Annotated in this window: 19 protein-coding genes; 11 read left to right on the top strand and 8 right to left on the bottom strand. The window is 68.4% G+C overall.

The window, feature by feature from the left end; all coding sequences use genetic code 11:
- Positions 1-23: 23 nt before the first annotated feature.
- Both CPZ00_RS06910 and CPZ00_RS06905 read right to left on the bottom strand, forming a co-directional pair.
- Entirely contained in the window at positions 24-1,265 is a 1,242-nt protein-coding gene (locus CPZ00_RS06910; RefSeq protein ID WP_096390230.1) for a mandelate racemase/muconate lactonizing enzyme family protein, read from the bottom strand.
- 129 nt (positions 1,266-1,394) lie between these two features.
- A complete protein-coding gene (locus CPZ00_RS06905) occupies positions 1,395-2,465 on the bottom strand; it encodes an Ldh family oxidoreductase (protein ID WP_157744202.1) in 1,071 nt (356 codons plus the stop codon).
- Positions 2,466-3,004: 539 nt separating this feature from the next.
- Between CPZ00_RS06905 and CPZ00_RS06900 the strand changes: the two genes are divergently transcribed.
- The 4 genes from CPZ00_RS06900 to CPZ00_RS06885 all read left to right on the top strand — a co-directional run bounded on the left by CPZ00_RS06900 (position 3,005) and on the right by CPZ00_RS06885 (position 6,050).
- Positions 3,005-3,946 carry a dihydrodipicolinate synthase family protein gene (locus CPZ00_RS06900; RefSeq protein WP_096391627.1) on the top strand — a complete coding sequence of 314 codons (942 nt, stop codon included), beginning with the start codon at positions 3,005-3,007 and terminating at the stop codon, positions 3,944-3,946.
- Positions 3,947-4,024: 78 nt separating this feature from the next.
- Positions 4,025-5,227 carry an L-2-hydroxyglutarate oxidase gene (lhgO, locus tag CPZ00_RS06895; RefSeq protein WP_096390228.1) on the top strand — a complete coding sequence of 401 codons (1,203 nt, stop codon included), beginning with the start codon at positions 4,025-4,027 and terminating at the stop codon, positions 5,225-5,227.
- A gap of 69 nt (positions 5,228-5,296) precedes the next feature.
- Entirely contained in the window at positions 5,297-5,740 is a 444-nt protein-coding gene (locus CPZ00_RS06890; RefSeq protein WP_096390227.1) for a universal stress protein, read from the top strand.
- 82 nt (positions 5,741-5,822) lie between these two features.
- Positions 5,823-6,050, top strand: a complete 228-nt coding sequence (locus tag CPZ00_RS06885) for an NAD-dependent epimerase/dehydratase family protein (RefSeq protein ID WP_096390226.1) — start codon at positions 5,823-5,825, stop codon at positions 6,048-6,050.
- Here CPZ00_RS06885 and CPZ00_RS06880 read toward each other — a convergent pair.
- Positions 6,042-7,298: an RNA-guided endonuclease InsQ/TnpB family protein gene (locus CPZ00_RS06880; protein ID WP_096390225.1), complete on the bottom strand. Its 1,257-nt coding sequence runs from the start codon at positions 7,296-7,298 to the stop codon at positions 6,042-6,044. The genes CPZ00_RS06885 and CPZ00_RS06880 overlap by 9 nt on opposite strands.
- A gap of 173 nt (positions 7,299-7,471) precedes the next feature.
- Here CPZ00_RS06880 and CPZ00_RS06875 point away from each other — a divergent pair, with 173 nt between their 5' ends.
- Positions 7,472-8,077 (top strand): NAD-dependent epimerase/dehydratase family protein, encoded by a 606-nt coding sequence (locus tag CPZ00_RS06875; RefSeq protein ID WP_233255147.1) that lies wholly within the window; start codon positions 7,472-7,474, stop codon positions 8,075-8,077.
- 458 nt (positions 8,078-8,535) lie between these two features.
- On the opposite strand, the gene CPZ00_RS06870 is transcribed toward CPZ00_RS06875, so the two are convergent.
- Positions 8,536-9,597 carry a quinone-dependent dihydroorotate dehydrogenase gene (locus tag CPZ00_RS06870; RefSeq protein WP_096390223.1) on the bottom strand — a complete coding sequence of 354 codons (1,062 nt, stop codon included), beginning with the start codon at positions 9,595-9,597 and terminating at the stop codon, positions 8,536-8,538.
- A gap of 193 nt (positions 9,598-9,790) precedes the next feature.
- Between CPZ00_RS06870 and CPZ00_RS15345 the strand changes: the two genes are divergently transcribed.
- Positions 9,791-9,928, top strand: coding sequence for a hypothetical protein (locus CPZ00_RS15345; RefSeq protein WP_157744201.1), 138 nt, complete (start codon positions 9,791-9,793; stop codon positions 9,926-9,928).
- 62 nt (positions 9,929-9,990) lie between these two features.
- Here the strand turns inward: CPZ00_RS15345 and CPZ00_RS06860 are convergent, their stop codons facing one another.
- On the bottom strand, positions 9,991-10,395 hold the full coding sequence (locus CPZ00_RS06860; RefSeq protein WP_096390221.1) for a cupin domain-containing protein: 405 nt from the start codon (positions 10,393-10,395) through the stop codon (positions 9,991-9,993).
- A 143-nt stretch (positions 10,396-10,538) separates the two neighbouring features.
- Between CPZ00_RS06860 and CPZ00_RS06855 the strand changes: the two genes are divergently transcribed.
- Entirely contained in the window at positions 10,539-11,225 is a 687-nt protein-coding gene (locus CPZ00_RS06855) for a DUF5828 family protein (protein ID WP_096390220.1), read from the top strand.
- Positions 11,226-11,444: 219 nt separating this feature from the next.
- Positions 11,445-12,728, top strand: coding sequence for a threonine synthase (gene thrC, locus CPZ00_RS06850; protein ID WP_096390219.1), 1,284 nt, complete (start codon positions 11,445-11,447; stop codon positions 12,726-12,728).
- A gap of 35 nt (positions 12,729-12,763) precedes the next feature.
- Here thrC and serA read toward each other — a convergent pair whose 3' ends face one another.
- A complete protein-coding gene (gene serA / locus CPZ00_RS06845) occupies positions 12,764-14,368 on the bottom strand; it encodes a phosphoglycerate dehydrogenase (RefSeq protein WP_096390218.1) in 1,605 nt (534 codons plus the stop codon).
- 153 nt (positions 14,369-14,521) lie between these two features.
- On the opposite strand from serA, the gene CPZ00_RS06840 reads away from it, so the two are divergent.
- On the top strand, positions 14,522-15,865 hold the full coding sequence (locus CPZ00_RS06840; protein WP_096390217.1) for a hemolysin family protein: 1,344 nt from the start codon (positions 14,522-14,524) through the stop codon (positions 15,863-15,865).
- Here the strand turns inward: CPZ00_RS06840 and thpR are convergent.
- Positions 15,829-16,416: an RNA 2',3'-cyclic phosphodiesterase gene (thpR, locus tag CPZ00_RS06835; RefSeq protein ID WP_096390216.1), complete on the bottom strand. Its 588-nt coding sequence runs from the start codon at positions 16,414-16,416 to the stop codon at positions 15,829-15,831. The genes CPZ00_RS06840 and thpR overlap by 37 nt on opposite strands.
- 172 nt (positions 16,417-16,588) lie before the next feature.
- Here thpR and CPZ00_RS06830 point away from each other — a divergent pair, with 172 nt between their 5' ends.
- A complete protein-coding gene (locus tag CPZ00_RS06830) occupies positions 16,589-17,503 on the top strand; it encodes a tetratricopeptide repeat protein (protein WP_096390215.1) in 915 nt (304 codons plus the stop codon).
- Positions 17,504-17,803: a DUF424 domain-containing protein gene (locus CPZ00_RS06825; RefSeq protein ID WP_096390214.1), complete on the top strand. Its 300-nt coding sequence runs from the start codon at positions 17,504-17,506 to the stop codon at positions 17,801-17,803.
- Here the strand turns inward: CPZ00_RS06825 and CPZ00_RS06820 are convergent.
- A complete protein-coding gene (locus CPZ00_RS06820) occupies positions 17,800-18,555 on the bottom strand; it encodes a TOBE domain-containing protein (RefSeq protein ID WP_394338431.1) in 756 nt (251 codons plus the stop codon). The genes CPZ00_RS06825 and CPZ00_RS06820 overlap by 4 nt on opposite strands.
- Between the last annotated feature and the right edge of the window lie 296 nt (positions 18,556-18,851).

Here is an 18,851-nt window from a genome sequence, read left to right as displayed (position 1 = left end):
ACGCGGCGTTTCTTCGCCCCGTCCTAGTCGTCGTAGATGAACTCGGTCCAGGCGCCCTCGGTGGGCGGATACTCCTCGATGACGTCCATGTCGACGGTCACGCCCAGTCCGGGACCGTCGGGGACGGTGAGGTGGCCGTCCTCGACGTCGACCGTCCCCTCGATGACGTCGAAGGCCAGATCGAAGGGATACATGCCGGGATCCTCGGGGTGATCCAGCGCGGGGTCGTCCTCGAAGACGGGGTATTCGAGCAGTTCCACGTCGGGCGCCGCCGCGACCAGGTGCGCGTTCGCGATCAACCCGAGCCACGTGCCGAAGTTGTGCGGCACGAACTCGGCGTCGCGTCCCCGGCAGTACTCGATGGCCTCCGCACAGCCGGTGAACCCACGATGGTGGCGGACGTCGCCCTGCAGGAACCCGACCGCGCCCGTCTCGGCGAGTTCGATCAGTCCCGTCGGCGACTCCTCGCTCTCGCCGCCGGCCAACCGAACCCCGCGGCCCGCAAGGTCGCGGTAGCCGTCGTAGTCGTCCGGCGCGACGGGTTCCTCGACCCAGTATGCACCACGGTCGCCGGCGTGCTCGACGATCTCGGCACGGGTCGCGGCGTCGTAGACGTCGTCGTCGAGCTTCCACCAGGTGTGGGCGTCGATCATCACCTCGGTTTCGGTGACCGCCTCCGCGAGCCGGTCGATGGTCTCGACGTCCCCGTCCGGACCGATCCCCGGCCGGTATTTGTACCCGAAGAACCCGAGGTCGTCGATGATCCGGGCCTGCTCGGCGTATTCCTCCGGCTCCATGTACATCCCCGCGCTGGCGTACATCGGCATCTCGGTCGTCGGCTCCGTCTCGTACTCCGAACACAGCAGCTCGTGGATCGGCGCGCCCTGTCGCTTGCCTTTCAGGTCGTAGAGCGCGACGTCGATCGCCGAGACGGCCTCGGTTTTGACTCGTTCCGGGAGATCGGTCGCGTCGATCAGGTCGTATGCGTCGGTGATCTCCGCCAGCGTCTCGCCCTCGAGGGCGTCGGCGATCTCGTCCTCGACCAGGTCGGCGAACGTGGCCTGCGAGTCGCCCTCGAAGTACTCGCGCATCGCGGAGCTGCTCGCGCCCGCGGGGGCGAACCCGATCTCGCCGTCCGCGGTCTCGACGACCACGAGCACCACGTCGCGTTTCAACAGCCGACGACGACCGCCGTAGAACGATCGCGTCTGTGCCGGTTCGATCGGCGATGAGAGGGCATACCCTCCCACGTCGGTGATCCGCATACCGAAACGATCGACGGGTGGTATATAAACCCCACCTGTTCGAACGACGCACCACGCGTCCGACGATCGGTCCGTCCGACGATCGGTCGGATGACCGGCCGACCGACGGGGAACGTTCCTCCGGGCGTCTCACCGAAGCGTTTCGGGAAGCGCGCCCTGCACGTCGTGATCCGCGGCGACCTCGCGAAGGTTCTCGATCACGGCCTCCTCGACCGGGATCCCCTCCGCCTGCCGTTCCCGCGCGATCCGGTGTTCGGGTTCGCCCGGCAGCAGGACCTCGCCGTCCGGGTCGATCGGCTCGGCCGACCGCAGGAACTGCACCAGATCGGTGACCTTTCGCGCCATCTCCTCGCGGGTCGAGAGGGTCGTCGGATCGACGGCGATGAAGGCGGCGCCGTTGCCGGCCCAGCCCTGCTCCTCCTCGGTCGAGACGGGACCGCCGCCGACGAGGGAGGCGAACAGCTCCGCCATCGTCGCCAGCCCGAACCCCTTGTGGCCGGTTTCGGTCCCGCCGAGCGGGAGGAGCGCGCCGACGTGGTCCTCGAACTCGGCCGCGTGCGTGACCGGTTCGCCGGTTTCGGTGATCGTCCAGTCCGTGGGCAGGTGCTCGCCCGACCCGTCCCGCTCGATGATCTTGCCGTGTGCCACCTGGCTGGTCGCCCCGTCGTAGAGCAGATCGAACGGCAACGCGCCGTAGCTCGGCACGGCGAACGTGATCGGGTTCGTCCCGAGCCGCCTGTCGGCGGTTCCCGGCGGGGCGATCCGCTGGGCGCCGCCCTGGAGGTTGACCCACGAGGCGAAGAGATATCCCTCCTCGACGACCTGCTCGGCCCACTCGCCGATCCGGCCGAGATGTCCGGAGTTCCGGATCCCGACCACGCCGACGCCGTGCTCGGCCGTGGTCTCGGTCAGCAGCTCGACCGCCCGCCGCCCGGTCACCTGGCCGAAGGCGCCGCCGCCGTCGATCCGGTGGACGAGCCCGGCCTCCTCGACCGTCGGCAGCGCGGCCGGGTCGAGCGAGCCCTCCTCGATCTGGGACGCGTAGTAGGGTAACCTGACGACTCCGTGGGAGGAGTGCCCGACGAGGTCGGCCGAGACGAGGGACCGGGCGACGGTTGCGGCGGTCTCGGCGGGTGCCCCACACTCCTCGATCGCGACCTGTGCGAACGCCTCGAGCGAATCCGGATCAACGGTGCGCATTCGTCCGGCCATACGAGCGATCGGTCTTAACGATACTGCTCCACCCCCGCCGTGCCGCGATCGTCCGTTCAAATTCTTGCGGTCCGTTTACATTCTCGTCGACCGTTTGTATTCTCCCCGACGGTTCCCGTCCTTGCCAACCGTTCGCTCGTGATCTGTCCTCGGATCGTTCCCGAAGGGGGAACAAAACGCATCGAGGACCACGCTATGATCGCCCCGATCGCGCCGGTCGCGGCTCGCCCGACGGTCGCGGGCGCCACAGTGCGTTCCGCCTTCGGGAACTGGGAATAACAAAAGTACGTTTGTAATACCAAGAAGCGAAACATCCATCTCGTTCCTCGCTGCTCGCTCCCCCGTTTCACCGTTCGCGGTACGGCGCCGTGGTTCGAGCGACGACTCGACGCATCGTCCGATCGATCCCCGTTCGACGAACAAGTTCCCTAGAGGCGAACATCGGTACCGGAACGGGGACCGTCGACCCCGGTAACGTGCCACCCAGGTCAGAACGTTTATTAGATGTGGCTGCGTTCATCACGCCCGTGCAGTATCAGCGTATTCGATCCGACCTTCGAGGCGTAGCGTTCACCAACCCGACGCCGTTCGACGAGCACGGCGACTCGATCCGCCACGACGCGCTCGCGGACAACGTGCGGCACGTCGTCGACGCCGGCGGGCGCGTGATGATCCCGTGCGGCAACACCGGGGAGTACTATTCCCTCACCGACGACGAGCGGGTCGCGGTCGTGGAGACCGTGGTCGACGCGGTCGGCGAGGAGGCGACGGTGATCGGCGGCGTCGGCGGCAGCACCCGGTCCGCGATCGAGCTCGCCGACGCCTACGCCGACGCCGGCGCCGACGCGATCCTGGTGATGCACCCCGATCACACCTACCAGCATCAGGCCGGGCTGGTCGAGTACTATCGACGGATCGTCGAGTCGACGGACCTCGGCGTCGTTCTGTATAAACGGGGGCCCGAACTCACACGCGATCTGCTCGCCGAGATCGCCGAGTACGAGAACGTCGTCGGGATCAAGTACGCCGTCAACGACGTGGAGGGATTCTCCGGGGCGGTCTCCACGATCGACGCCGACGTCGTCTGGTCGAACGGCATCGCGGAGCGCTTCGCGCCCGCCTTCGCGGTCGAGGGCGCCGAGGGGTTCACCACCGGGATCGGGAACTTCGTCCCCGAGCAGGTCCTCGCGCTGATGGACGCGCTCGAGGCCGAACGGTGGGACCGAGCCCGGGAGCTCCGTGACCTGCTTCGCCCCTACGAGACCCTCCGTGCGGAACCCGGCGTGGACAACGAGCTGTCCGCCGCAAACAACGTGCCGGCGGTCAAACGCGGGATGGAGCTCGCCGGGCTCTACGGCGGGCCGGTTCGTGAGCCCCTCGTCGAGCTCTCCGAGGCCGACGCGGAGCGCGCCGCGGAGTACTACGAGGCGATCGTCTCCGCCACCGACGACCAGATCACCGCCCCGTGAGTCCGCCCCCGCGACGGGGGAACCGCCCGCCGTCGAAGTGTGGGGGTTTTTCTCCCCTCCCCCCATACCCGGTCACCGATGGTACACCACGATGTGGCGATCGTCGGCGGCGGTTGCGTCGGGCTCTCCACGGCGAAACACCTCGCGGAGGGCACCGACCTCGACGTCTGCGTTCTGGAGAAGGAGCATCACCTCGCGGAACACCAGAGCGGGCGCAATTCGGGCGTGTTACACCCCGGGTTCAACTATCCGCCCGACTCGGTGAAGGCGGAGTTCGCCACCGCGGGCACGCGCCGGATGAAGGCGTACTGCGCGGAACACGACGTCCCGTGTGAGGAGTGCGGCGTTCTCGTGGTCGCGACGACCGACCGCGAGGAGGCCTATCTCGACGAGCTGGCCGCCCAGGCGGAGGCGAACGGCGTCGAATACGAACTGCTCGACTCGCAGGCGGCGATCCGCGACCACGAGCCGCACGCCGCCGGCCAGGCGGCGCTGTACGCGCCCGAGGCCGCCTCCGTCGACTCCCAGCAGTACGTCTACACGCTGGGCCGGGAGATCCAGCAGGCGGGGGTCGAGCTGTATCTGGGTCACGAGGTCTCGGCGATCCATCGCTCGGGGACGGGCTACCGCATTCGAACGAGCAACAGCGACGTCGAGGCCGACTTTCTCGTCAACGCGGCGGGGCTGCACGCGGACACGCTGGCCCACCAGGTCGGCGTCGGGGAGGACTATCAGGTGATCCCGTTCCGCGGCGAGTACTACGAGCTCGTGCCCGAGAAGACGGAGCTCTGTCGAACGATGATCTATCCGACCCCGGACCCGGAGCTACCCTTCCTCGGCGTCCACTACACCCGCCGGACCGACGGGAAGGTGATCGTGGGCCCGAACGCCGTCCTCGCGTTCGGCCGTGAGGCCTACGAGAACACCGACGTCGACCCCGGTGAGCTGTACGAGACGCTCTCCTACGAAGGGTTCCGAAAGCTCATCGCGTCCCGAACGATGCTGTCGGTCGCGGCCGCGGAGCTGAACAAGTCCTACCGGAAGCGTGCGTTCACGAAGGCCTCACAGCGCCTCGTCCCGGAGGTTCGCGGCGAGGACCTGCACAAGAGCTACGCGGGGATCCGCGCCCAGCTGGTCAGCGCCGACGGCGAGCTGGTCAAGGACCCGCTCTCGATCGAGACCGACGACGCGGTCCACGTCCTCAACGCCGTCTCCCCCGGGCTGACCTGTTCGCTTCCGTACGGCGAGCACGTCGCCGACCAGCTTGCAGCGAAAGTCTGATCGAGTTCCCGACGGACGTCGGATCGACCCGATCGAAACGTTTACGCGCCGTCCACCACCACGTCGGGTATGGCACTCGAGACGCTTCTGTTGGCCGTCGGTCCGTCGGACGACGACCGCGTCGACGAGCTCGTGTCGACGACGACCGACATCGCCGGCCCCGCGGACGCGACGGTCACGATCGCCCACGTGTTCACCGACGACGAGTACGACACCGTGCTCGACCGGCTCGAGATTCCCGGCGTTCCGGACCCCGACGGCGTCGCTCGTCGAGCCACGATCGTTCGCGAGCTCGAGCAACGGCTCGCGGACGCCGGCATCGCGACCGACGTCCGCGGGTCGGTCGGAAACCACGGCGAGCAGATCGTCGAACTCGCGCGGGACGAGGGCGCCGACCTCATCGTCGTGGGCGGCCGCAAGCGCTCCCCGACCGGGAAGGCGGTCTTCGGATCGACGGCCCAGGAGGTCATCCTGAACGCGCCCAGTCCCGTCACCTTCGTTCGCGGCGACTGACGGTCAGGCCGGACCACGCGACGCCCTCCGTCGGTCCACCCTGGCACACTTATATATTGCTGGCATTCGATGTCACGACCGTATGAACGTCCTCGTTACCGGCGCGGCCGGCAGGGTCGGCACGGCGATCACGGACCACCTCTCGGACGACTACGCGTTCACGCTCCTCGACGTGGACGGGCCGACGGGCCCGGGCGAGTCGGTCGTCGCGGACGTCCGTGAGTACGACGAGATCCGGCCGCATTTCGAGGGACAGGACGCGGTCGTGCATCTCGCGGTCAACTACCCCACCCTACTTCGCTCACTCTGAGAGGTTCGCTCGTGGAGGGTGGGGCTTGTCCGTGAACTCGGCCTCGAACCCATTGGGGTAGGCGGTAAATCCGCCTTTCGGCTTCACCGTTCCGGACTTGAGGGCGAGCTGACTGTCGCCCGTCCGCCGAGACGACTGTTGGCCTCGACGGACATACCGTATCCCGATGTTCTTCGCCGCGTTGTAGTCCGCGTTCGCTTCCGACCCGCACTTCACGCATCGAAAGTCGTTCCGTGACGGGCGGTTCTCGTCTGCCGTGAATCCACACTCACAACACCGCTTCGATGTGTACGCCGACCCGACTTGCTTCACCGAGATACCGACCGCTTCGGCTTTGTACTCGACCTGTTCGTAGAGCGTTCGGAACGCCCACTTGTGACCCCACGACGCGCCGGTTCGATCGCGGATGTGGGTTAGGTTCTCGAACGCGATGACGTCGCAGTCGTATCGGAGGGCTTCGTCTATCAGTGCGTTCGATGCTCGGTGAAGCACGTCGCGGACGTAGCGAAGTTCCCGACCGCTCGACTGTACGAGCGTTCGATGAGCGCTTCGTGTTCCGGCCTGTTGCAACCCGGCGCGTACCTTCTCGAACTCGCGGAGTCGGTGGGTTAGCTCCCGCCCGCTGAAGAAGTAAGCGGTGCTGGTGACGGCGAGGTTTTCGATACCGAGGTCAACCCCGAGAACCGTTCCGTCCTCGGCGGTGTTCCGTTCGGTATCGTTCTTGTACCGGCGGAAACCGATATGCAAGAAGAACTCGCCGTCTCGGGCGGTGAGCGTGCTTTCGGTAACACTCCATTCGTCCGAGTCGAGGTACTGTCGCTGGTAGCCATCGTCGGCATCGGGAAGGTCGAGCGGACACCGCACCCGGCGCTCCGTCGTAGAGAGGGACACGGTATCGTCATCGAACACCGTCATCGTCCGCGTATCGTACTTCACGGTTGGCGCGGTGAACGTCGGCTTGCTGACCTTCTTGCCTTTCGCCCGGCGTTCGATACAGCCAGTGATGGCTTGTGCGGCTTGGTGAGTGGCCAGAATTGCGTGCTGACTCCCGAGGTCGGTCTCGTCGCGCACAGGATCGTAGGCGAGGGGTTGCACATCGCTCTTGGTGTTGCAGTGCCCCCACGCGAGGTCGGTGGCGATTTGACAGCCCCGTTTCCACTCGGAGATGGTCTCTTCGAGCAGATCGCGTTGCTCGTCGTCTACCGAGAGGCGGGTGATTGCCGTCCGACGCACGTAGTCGTCTGCCACAGTTTCAATGTAGTATCGCGGCTATTTATAGAAAACGGACATACCCAGCGATACGAACGCGCTCCTCCCCTCCCCTCCCTACCGCTCGCTTTGCTCGCGCTTGAAGAAGGGGACTCCGCGCTGCCGGTTAGTTGATCCGGGAGGCGAGCGCGTTCTCGTCGGGGTCCCGAGACGTGGGCTGGTCCGAGGACCTCCGGTCAAACCTGGAGGGCATCCACGCCGTCTACGAGGCCGCGGTCGACGCGGGCCTCGAGTCGATCGTGTTCGCCTCCTCGAACCACGCCGTCGGGATGGCGGAGGTTCGGAACGAGCCCGAGGTCTACCACGACACGGGGGTTCGTGCGGGACACGACGAGCCCCACCGGCCGGACTCCCCGTACGGACTCTCGAAGAGCCACGGTGAGGACCTCGGCCGGCTCTGCGCCGAGGCGCACGGGATCCGGTTCTACGCGCTCCGGATCGGCGCCGTCCGTGCGCCCGAGTACGATCACCCCTACGGCGACGCCGAGCGCGGCGTCGACGAGGGGCGCTGGGAGCGCGGCGACGACGCCTACGCGGAGCAGGTCGCCCGAATGAAGGGCCTCTGGCAGTCGCGGCGGGACCTCGCGCAGCTCGTCGACCGATGCCTCCGTGACGACTCCGTCGAGTGGGACCACTTCTACGGCGTCAGCGCCAACGACCGCCGCTGGCTCGACGACCTGGACCACGCTCGCGAGACGATCGGCTACGAACCGCAGGACGACGGCGAGGAGTGGACCGCCCCGCCCGGCGAAGAATAGTTCATATATGATGACAAAGTAGTATATATAATTGATATTTAAAGGGATCGAGAGGGGGAGTTGGGGTGCGGGATCGGACTCATCGTACTGATCGGATCGGCCGTGGCCGACCCTTTAAAACGTACGGAAACCAGTTCGTTCAGTTATCCGTGATGCGGTTCGAATACATCCGGAATCTGCCGATCTTTGGCCATACGAGGACGATCGATCCCATCATCGGTAGACCGGAAGGTGCTCCGGGAGCCGCTTCGACGTCGATCACCGTCGTACGCAGACCCGCCGAATACGGGTTGTTCAGGCCGGATTCGCCCGGGACTCCTCACGTCGCCCCGGCTGGTGACTCACATGGTCGCAGGCCGGATCTCGGGCGGTACCGCGGATCGATCGACGCGATCTGTCCCGAGATCGAATGATATTATACCGAACCATTTCGGATTACAATCCGTTTTCGGATATGTTTATGCCCGACGGTCAACGCCCACGGCCGCCTCGATCGACTCGAACCCGTCGCGCTCGAGCAGGTCGAGGAGTCCGGCGTTGACGTCGCGGGCGACGCTCGGCCCCTTATAAACCAAGCCGGTGTATAGCTGGACGACCGACGCGCCGGCGCGGATCTTCTCGTAGGCGCCGTACGCGTCGTCGATCCCGCCCACGCCGACGATCGGCGCGTCGGTCCGCTCGGCGATGAACCGGATCAGGTCGGTCGCGGTCCCCTCGATCGGCTTTCCGGAGAGGCCGCCGCGTTCGGCACGCTGCGGGCTCCGCAGCGAGTCCGGCCGGTCCGTCGTCGTGTTGGTCGCGATCACGCCGTCCAGATCGAGGTCGTCGACGACCGCCAGCGCCTCCTCGATGGCGGGCCGCGGCAGGTCCGGCGAGAGCTTCACGAGCAGGGGGGCGGCGCCGGCGTCGACCAGCTCTCCGAGGATCGACTCGAGGGCGTCCCGGTTCTGCAGCGACCGGAGCCCGGGCGTGTTCGGGCTCGAGACGTTGACCACGAAGTAGTCGCCGGCGTCGGCGACGCGCTCGTACGTGTATCGGTAGTCGGCCGGGGCCTCCGACAGCGGCGTCGACTTCGACTTCCCGACGTTGATCCCGACCGGCACGTCCGGCAGCGGCTCGCTCGCGAGCCGTTCGCCGACGCGGTCGGCGCCCTGGTTGTTGAACCCCATCCGGTTGATGAGCGCCTCGTCGGCCCGGAGCCGGAACATCCGCGGCCGCGGGTTCCCGGGCTGGGCCTCCGCGGTGACCCCGCCGACCTCGACGTGGCCGAACCCCAGCGCGGCCAGCGCGCGGGGAACCTCGGCGTTCTTGTCGAACCCCGCCGCGACGCCGACCGGGTTCGGGAACGCGCAGCCGAACGCCGTGGTCCGGAGCCGGTCGTCCTCGACGACGTACCGCCGCCGGAGGAGCTCCGTCACCGGAGTCCCCTGGACGGTCCGCAACAGCCGGTGGGTCGCCCGATGTGCGGTCTCCGGCGGGAGCGCGAACAGCGCCGGCTTGCACGCGTCGTAGAGAGTCATCGTCGAAGCGGTCGCGCTCGACGGTCAAGAATCCCGCCGATCATCGTCTCGACGGGTGCGGTCGGTTCCGTCGGGGTTCCGGTCGGTTCCGGGGGAGTTCCGTCGACGTTCCGGTGGATTCCGGCTGCCCGACCCGGATCCCCGCTCGACCGAAGCCGACACGTTGATTTGTGCTGCCGGCGGATCCCGAGGTATGCAGACGCTCATTACGGCCGCGACGATCGTGTCCGGAGTCGCCATCACGGGGATGACGCTCGCGATGCTTTGGTTCGTGTGGGACTCCCGAAACGACGACGTACACGCCCCCGGAAACGGCGACGACGCGGCCTGACGGCCGGCCCGGCTTCGAACGACGCGGCAGCCCTTCGATCCATCCGATTCGTCGGTCTCGATTCACTCCGTCAGCCGATCGGCCCCGTCGGATTCGGCCGACTCGTACGGCTTGGCGTCGCCCGTCGTTTGCGGTGCCCCGATCGCGAGCACCTCGACTGCCTCCTCGGCGTCCGCGGGATTGTACGCGCGATGGGGGTCACCGGGATCGACGGCGAACACCTGTCCGGCCGGCACCACGTAGGTCTCCCCCGGCGTCTCGATCGCCAGCTCCCCGGAGAGCACGTAGAACGCCTCCTCCTGTCGTTCGTGGTAGTGGTACGCCAGCGGGATCCGTTCGCCCGGCGCCGCGCGATAGCGGTTCATCGCGAACTCCGAGAGCCCCGCCGGCTCCGTCAGCCCGCGCATCTCGCACGGTCGGTCCGGGGCCGGTTCGACCGAGTCGGGATCGACGACGCGGTAGCCCATACGCCCTTCCTCCGTGGCGACCACCAAAAACCCGCCGACGGATCCGGCCGCGGCGACCGCGGATCGTGGACCGCCGTCGATGAACCACGGTCCGCGGCGTCGGAGGGGCTTTACGCCTCCGTTACGTACGCCTCGCCCAACCGATGGAAGAGAGCATCTCCGGGTTCAAGGTCCGCGGGGACTGGGGGGATATGGTCGAACACGGCGAGAAGATCACGCAGGCGCTCCGGGAGGCCGGCGTCAACGACGACGCCTTCCACGAGTGGGACGAGTGGCGACCGCGAACCCACGAGCGGATCGACGAGGACGTCTCCGAGAAGACGGCCGAACAGGCCTCGGTGAGCAAGGGCGAGGGGGAGAAGGCCGGCAAGACCGCGAGCGAGGACATGCAGACCGCCGGCGAGAAGCTCTCGGAGTCCTACGAGAAGGTCGAGGCGGGCGACAACGAGGGCGCGATCGACCGCTGGGGCGAGTCGATCGAACACGTCGCGCGTGCAGCCGACTCCGCCGGCCGGAAGGCGCTCCGGAAGGTCGAGGACACGGTCTACCGGAACGTGATGACTCAGCTGGCGCCCTACTACTTCGACAACGAGTTGATAAGCGCCAACATCCAGCGGGTCGGCCGCGGCGAGGCCGACGAGGAGTTCGTCTTCGAGGTGAACGTCAACGACGACGGCCTGAAGGCGGAGGTCTCGGAGATCCTCGCCGAGTACGAGTCCACGGTCGACCGGTGGCACGTCGCGACCGAGAAGGAGACCGCCAACCTGGAGGCGGCCGAGGGCGTCGATCTCCCCGAAACCGAGGACGAGTCGAAGTCGACGACGACCTGATAGTGATTACTGCGAATAGTTTCGCGGAGAGTGTCAAAAGACGTCGATTCAGCAGCTCTCGTCAACGATACCGGTCATCGCGGAGGTAATGACTCGCAGTAATCACTATGAGCCGCCCGCGGCGTCGTTGACCTCGCGGATCCCCGCGCCGCGGTCCAGGTTCGCCGTCGGCCGCGCCGACCGTCCTCCTTTTTACGTCGGCGGGGCAACCCTGGAACGATGACGCTCGATCTCGACACGCCCGCGCCGGACGCCCCCGAGTGCGCCGACGACGGGGTGTGGCTCGCCTGCATCGACTGCGGCTCCACGTTCGCCCCCTTCGAGGACGTCCGTTACACCTGCGACGACTGCGGGAGCCTGCTGGAGGCCCGCTATGCGACCCCGCCGACCTTCGACGACTTCGGCGACGGCGCGTCCACGGACGGCCCCGACCGCGGCGTCTGGCGCTACCGGGAGGCGCTCCCGTTCGACCTCGGCGTCACCCTGCCGGAGGGCGACACCCCGCTCCACGAGGCGCCGCGGCTCGAGGCCGACGTCGGCGTCGAGACGCTCCGGATCAAACACGAGGGGATGAACCCGACGGGGTCGTTCAAGGACCGCGGGATGACCGTCGGCGTTCGCGTCGCCGAGGAGCTCGGCGTTGGCGCGCTCGCGTGCGCCTCCACGGGCAACACCTCGGCCGCGCTCGCCGCCTACGGTGGCCGGGCGGACCTCGAGACGCTGGTCCTCCTGCCGGCCGGGAAGGTCGCGGCCGGGAAGGTCGCGCAGGCCAGCCTCCACGGCGCGCGGATCCTCGAGGTCGACGGCAACTTCGACGCCTGCCTCGACATCGTCCAGGAGCTTGCCGCCCGCGGCGAGGCCTACCTGCTCAACTCGCTGAACCCGTTCCGCCTCGAGGGCCAGAAGACGATCGGCTTCGAGATCCTCGAGGCGTTCCACGCCGACCACGGCACGTATCCGGATCGGATCGTCCTGCCGGTGGGCAACGCCGGCAACACCGCGGCGCTGTATAAGGCCTTCCGGGAGCTGGTCCAGTCGGGCGCGCTCGACGTCGACGACGTCCCGAAGCTCACCGGCGTCCAGGCCGCCGGCGCCGCCCCGATGGTCGAGGCGATCGAGGAGGGTGCCGACGCGATCCGCCGCTGGGAGGACGTCGAGACGCGCGCGACCGCGATCCGGATCGGTAACCCGGTCAATGCGCCGAAGGCGCTGCCCGGCATTCGGAACACCGGCGGCACCGCGGTCGCCGTCTCCGATGACGCGATCACCGACGCACAGCGCGCGCTCGCCGCGGAGGGAATCGGCGTCGAGCCCGCCTCCGCGGCCAGCGTCGCCGGCCTGCGGAAGCTCCGCCGCGAGGACGTCGTCGACGCCGACGAGCGCGTCGTCTGCCTGACGACCGGCCACCTCTTGAAGGACCCCGACGCCGCCTACGAGGCCGGCAACGACCCCGAGCCGGTCGCCAACGACGTCGACGCGGTGCTCGAGCTGCTCGAGAACTGACGTTTTAAAAACCCCTCGCGCCGAGCCGTCGCCGCCTATTCCTCGCGCCCGTTCGCCGCGTCGAGGGTGATCTCCGTCACCGAGATGATCCGGTCGTCGGCCAGCAGCTCCTCGACCGCCGCGGTCGGGACCTCCTGGTCGAGGTTGTACACCGTGATCGCCTCGCCGCCGTGGACCTGGCGGGCGTTGAACATCCCGGCGATGTTCACGTCGTGGTCGCCGAGGACGGTCCCGATGAGGCCGATGACGCCCGGCGTGTCCGCGTTCCGGGCGACGAGCATGTGGCCGTAGGGGACCGCGTCGACGCGGAACCCGTCGATACGGACGATCCGCGGGTCCTCGCCGGCGAACAGCGTCCCCTCGACCGCGAGCGCGTCGTCGCCGTTGTGGACGGTGACCCGGACGATGCTCTGGAAGTCCTCGCTCTGGCGGCTCTTCGACTCGACCACGTCGATCCCGCGGTCCTCGGCGAGCTGGGGGGCGTTCACCGCGTTGACCTGCCACTCCAGCGGCTCGAAGACGCCCTTGAGCGCGGAGGCGGTGACCAGGTCGACTTCCTCCTCGGCGATGTCGCCCTCGTAGGTCACCTCGATCTCCGTGATGCGGCCCTCGAGCAGCTGGGCGGCGACCTTGCCGGCCGTCTCGGCCAGGTCGATGTACGGCTCGATGCGCGGGAACGCGCTCTCGTCGACCGAGGGCGCGTTGAGCGCGTTGATCACGGGTTCGTCGTTGAACGCCGCGATCACCGCGTCGGCGGTGTCCGTCGCGACGTTCTCCTGGGCCGCCTCGGTCGCGGCGCCGAGGTGCGGCGTCACGACGACGTCCTCGACGTCGAGCAGCGGCGAGTCCGTCGGGAGCGGCTCGGTCGCGAACGAGTCGAGCGCCGCCCCGGCGAGCGTGCCGTCCTCGACGGCCGCCGCGAGGGCGTCCTCGTCGACGATCCCGCCGCGGGCGCAGTTGATGAGGTAGCCGCCCTCGAGCTGGGCGAGCTCCTCCTCGCCGATCATTCCCTCGGTCTCGGGCAACAGCGGGGTATGGATCGTCGCGAAGTCGCCGGCCGCGAGCGCGTCGTGGAGGTCCTCGACGAGCTCGGCGCCCATGCGATCGGCGCGCTCCTCGGAGATGTAGGGGTCGTAGACGACCAGATCCATCCCGAGCGAGTCGAGCCGCTTGGCGACCTCCTGACCGACGCGGCCGAGGCCGACGATCGTGAGCGTCTTGTTGTTCACCTCGGCGCCGAGGAACTCGCCTTTCGCCCACTCGCCGTCCTTCAGGCGGCCGTGCGCCTGCGGGATCGACCGCGCGACGGCGAAGGTCATCGCGACCGTGTGTTCGGCGGCGGCGCGGACGTTACCTTCCGGCGCGTTCGCCACGATGACGCCGTGGTCGGTCGCGGCGTCGATGTCGATGTTGTCGACGCCGATCCCCGCTCGCCCGACGATGACCAGATCGTCGGCCGCCTCGAAGACTTCACGGGAGACCTCGGTCCCCGACCGGACGATCAGGGCATTGACGCCCTCGATCGCCTCGACGAGCGCTTCGCCGCCCTCGATGTCGTAGGCCGTCTCCACGGTGTGGCCCGCGTTTCGGAGCCGATCGAGGCCCGCGTCAGCGATCGGATCCGTCACGAGTACGTTCATACTCGAAACGATTCGGGGCGGGTGGTTAATCCTTTTTCATCCGGACGTCGACCATGTCGGGTGGTATCATGGATTTTGGGTGTGTCTCACATAGACGGTTTCCCCCCGGTTGCCACGGCCGAGGCTTATGGGGCGCTCCGACGTACGCCCCGTATGAACGTGTCCGCGATCGGAGCGGGGGTCCTGGCCATCCTGGCGTTGACCGCGATCAGCGCCTTCTTCTCGAGCAGCGAACTCGCCGTCTTCTCGGTGGGCCGCCACCGGGTCGACTCCCTCGTCGCGGCCGGCGTGCCCGGGTCGGCCGCGCTCGCCAGGCTCCGGGAGGACCCGCACCGTTTCCTCGTCACCGTGCTCGTGAGCAACAACGTCGCCAACATCGCCGCCGCCGCGGTCGCGACGGCGGTTCTCGTCCAGATACTCCCGCCGAGCCAGGCGGCCACCGGCGCGACCGTCTTCACCTCGGTGTTCGTCATCGTCTTCGGCGAGATCGCGCCGAAATCCTACGCCGTCACCAACGCGGAACGCCACGCGCTGCGCGTCTCCCGGATCGTCGTCCTCGTCCAGCGCGTCCTCTGGCCGGTGCTCGTCGTCTTCGAGGCCGCCGTCGGCGTCGTCAACCGCGTCACCGGCGGCGAGGCCGGCTTCGAGACGTACCTCTCCCGGGAGGAGATCGAGACGATCGTCCTCTCCGGGGAGGAGGCCGGCGTCCTCGAGTCCGACGAGAGCGCGATGATCCGCCGCGTCCTCGATCTCGAGGGAACCGCCGTTCGCGCCGTGATGGTCCCGCGGACCGACGTCGTCTCGTTGCCCGCCACGGCGACGCTCACCGAAGCGATCGAGACCGGCGCCCGCGAGGGACTCACGCGCCTGCCGGTCTTCGGCGAGAACCGGGACGACATCCTGGGGGTCCTCGACGTTCGCGACGCGATGACGCGGCCCGAGCCGTCCGAGACCCAGCTCGACGACCTCCCGGATCTCCTCGCCGATCCGACGTTCGTCCCGGAGACCAAACCCCTCGACGAGCTGCTCGGCGAGATGCAACGCGACGGCGTCCGGCTGGTCGTCGTGGTCGACGAGTACGGCGCGGTCACGGGACTGGCGACGATGGAGGACGTGATCGAGGAGGTGGTCGGCGAGATCGTCGGTCGCGGCGAGGCCGATCCGGTCCGGGTCCTCGAGGCGGGCGTCGCGGTCGTCCACGGTCGGACGACGGTCGCGTACCTCAACGAGACGCTCGACACCGACCTCCCGACGACCGAGGCCTTCGAGACCGTCGCCGGCCTCGTCCACCACCACCTCGGCCGGGTGGCGGCCGACGGCGACCGCGTCGAGCTCGGGGCCGTCACGCTCGAGGTGCTGTCCGCGAGCGCGACCCGGATCGACCGCGTGCGGGTCACCGTGCACGATGCCCGCTCCGCCACGGACGCCGCCGACCCTGCGGACCCTCCCCAGCCGCCCGCTCACGACGACAGCGGGAACGACTCGACGGTCTCGTAGACCGGGCCCGACTCGGTCAGCGTCGACCGCTTCAGTCGGACTGCCTCGACCGTGAACGATCCCACGTCGGCCTCGGCGGTCCGGATCGCCTCCTGTACGATCCCCTTCCCGCGCGCGTCGTCCATTCGTGCCAGCGTCACGTGCGGCGTGAACTCGTGGTCGTCGGGCTCGTAGCCGAGGGCGGTCGTCCGCGACTCGATCCCCGCCTGGAGCCGGGTCAGCTCGGCCGATCCGTCGCCGATGCCAGCCCAGACCACGCGGATGTACTCGGTCGAGGGGAACGCGCCGAGTCCCCGGACGGACGCGATGAAGGGTTCGACGTCCGCCTCCTGAACCGCCTCGCGACCGGCCTCGATCACCGCGTCGAGGTCGCTTTCGCCCCCGCCGCCGCGCTCGCTCCCGTCCGGAACGTCGCCGAGAAACTCAAGCGTGATGTGCGCCTGCTCGGGGTCGGTGAACCGCAGCCCCTCCGCCGCCCGGAGCTCCCCCTGCACCTCGGCGATCCGGTCGGCCAGGTCGGTCGGCAGGTCGACCGCGAAGAACGCGCGCATTTCGCCGGTCGTCGTCGCCGGACGGACAAAAAGGCGCCGCCGGGGACCCGTCCCGGGGAGCCGTTCCGGACGGTCGTGATCGCTCGACCTCTCACCCTCCGTGGCGTGCTGGGCCGGCCTCTCACCCCCCGTGACGTAACCCTTACCCGCCGCGACCGCCAACTCGGGCCATATGACCGACGAGCCGGACGACCACGACCACGAGTTCTCGGCCGGGCAGGGGCTCGACGAGGACTACGAGGAGTTCACCCTCGATCCCCCCGAGCTGAACGCCGACCCGACCGCCGTCGACCCGGTCGACACGCGCGTCATCACGGACGCGCTCGACCGCCGGAACATCGCCGACGACCAGGTCGACGTCGAACAGCTGCTCGACGTCGGCCTCTCGTACATGGGGATCAACCGCTTCGAGGAGGCCACGGGCACCTTCGAGCGCGCGGCGATGTACGCCGAGGAGGACTCCCTCGAGGCCCAGGAGGCGTGGGTGAACAAGGGCGTCGCCCACGCCGAGCTCGAGGAGTACGACGAGGCGATCGGCGCCTACGAGGAGGCGCTCCGGATCGACGACGACTCCGAGCACGCCGCGACCGCCGAGACGAACCTCGCGTACGCGCTCTGGGAGTTCGGCCGCCACGAGGAGGCGCTCGAGCACGCCGAACGCGCCGTCGAGATCGACCCGCGATTCGCGCAGGCGTGGTACAACCGGGGGTTCTTCCTGCTCGAACGCGGCCTCGCGGAGGACGCCGTCACCGCGTTCAACAACGCGATCCGCCTCGGCCACCGGAACGCCGACGTCCTCGAGGAGAAGGCCCGCGCCCTCGAGGAGACCGGCGAGCACGAGGAGGCCGAGGAGGTCGCCGAGGAGGCCGAACGGCTCCGACAGGAACGCGAACGTGAGCTCGTCGAGGAACACGGCGGCAGCGGTCCGGTGAACGAGCGCGCGCCGGGGGAACAGGCCGGCGGCGCCGGCGGAGCTGGCCGTGGCGGCGGCCTCGGCGGGAACTCCGGAGCGGGGCTCGGAGGCGATCTCGAGGAGAGTCTCGGTGGGGGGATCGACGGCTTCGAGTCGGAGGACGGGGGCCGGTAAATGCTCCTGCGCGAGCGGGACACCCAAAAGGGCGTCCTCGTCTCGGTCTGCGATCCCGACTGTCTCGGGGAGACCTTCGAGAACGAGGCGGCCACGCTCGCGGTCACCGAGGAGTTCTACGGCGGTCCCGACGCGGTCGAGGCGACCCGCGAGGAGGTCGTCGCCGGGCTCCGGCGCGCACAGATCGCGAACATCGTCGGCGAGACCGCCGTCGGGATCGCCATCGAGGCCGGCCTCGTCGACGAGGACGCCGTCCTCGAGTTCGACGGGACGCGCCACGCACAGCTGCTCCGGGTCTAGCGCTCGCTGGCGCCGCTTTTCCACCCGTTCGCCGCCGATCGAACCGGCACCATCCGCGTCGCGGTCGCCTTCCAGGTCACGACGACGTCCCGTCCCCCGGCCAGCGATAGCCGCGCCGCGCTCTCGGCGGTCACGAGCGCGCTGACCGTCGTCCCGTCGACGTCGACCGTCACGGTTCGCACCGTCGCTCCCGGATCGACGCCGGTCACGGTTCCCCGAACCCGGTTCCTTGCGCTCGTCGAATCCGGATCCGACGCCTCGCCGACCGCCGACAGCGTGACCGCGTCCGCGCCGATCCGAAGCTGCACCGTGTCCCCGACCGCCGCCCGATCCCGAAGCGCTCGCACCTCGCCGACGGGCGTCTTCGCCGTCGCCAGTTCCCCGTCGACGTCGGTCACCGTTCCCTCGAGGACGGTTTCGGGGACTTGCGCCGCGGCGGTCAGTGCGGCTTGCAGCCGGCCGTATCGCGTCAACAGCGTCTCGGCGGCCGCGGTCAGTCGGCTTCCGCCGCCGCCGCTGCCGCCCCGCGTCCGCTCCACGAGGGTCCCGAAGGCCTCCTCGAGCGTCTCGATCCGCGTGAGCGCACGCGCCCGGGACCGTTCGAGCTCCGCGCTCGCGGTCGCGACCGATCCCGTTCGGTCGATCGTCCGAAGGAGGGCGGCGTCACGCTCGCCGAACTCCACGCCGTCGGCGGTCAGGAGCGCCTCACCGTAGCCGGTTCGTTCCGCCGATCGCTCCGTGTCCTCGCTCACACGCGCCGGTCGTCCGGCAGCGTCTTGAAACGGCCGGTTGGGGTGGCTCCGGGTGAATTGATATTGCGGTATGTGATTTATATCGGTCCTCCAACCGACCATCGGCGGTGACCGTCGAAACGCCCGTCTCGTTCAAGCCACGCTTGACATCCTCCCCGCGCTGAAGCGCGGCTTTCTCCTTGATTCTCCGCAAATACTCAACGGTGGTCAGCTATGGCGCTGCCGACTGGTTCAACGGGGAGTAACGACTCCGAACTGTACGAGGAGGACGACGCGTTCGTCCTCACGTCGGGTTG

This window comes from Halopenitus persicus, from assembly GCF_002355635.1.
GTDB classification, from domain to species: domain Archaea; phylum Halobacteriota; class Halobacteria; order Halobacteriales; family Haloferacaceae; genus Halopenitus; species Halopenitus persicus_A.
The sequence above is the reverse complement of the archived record's forward strand: the minus strand, read 5'-3'. Positions and strand labels throughout refer to the sequence as shown.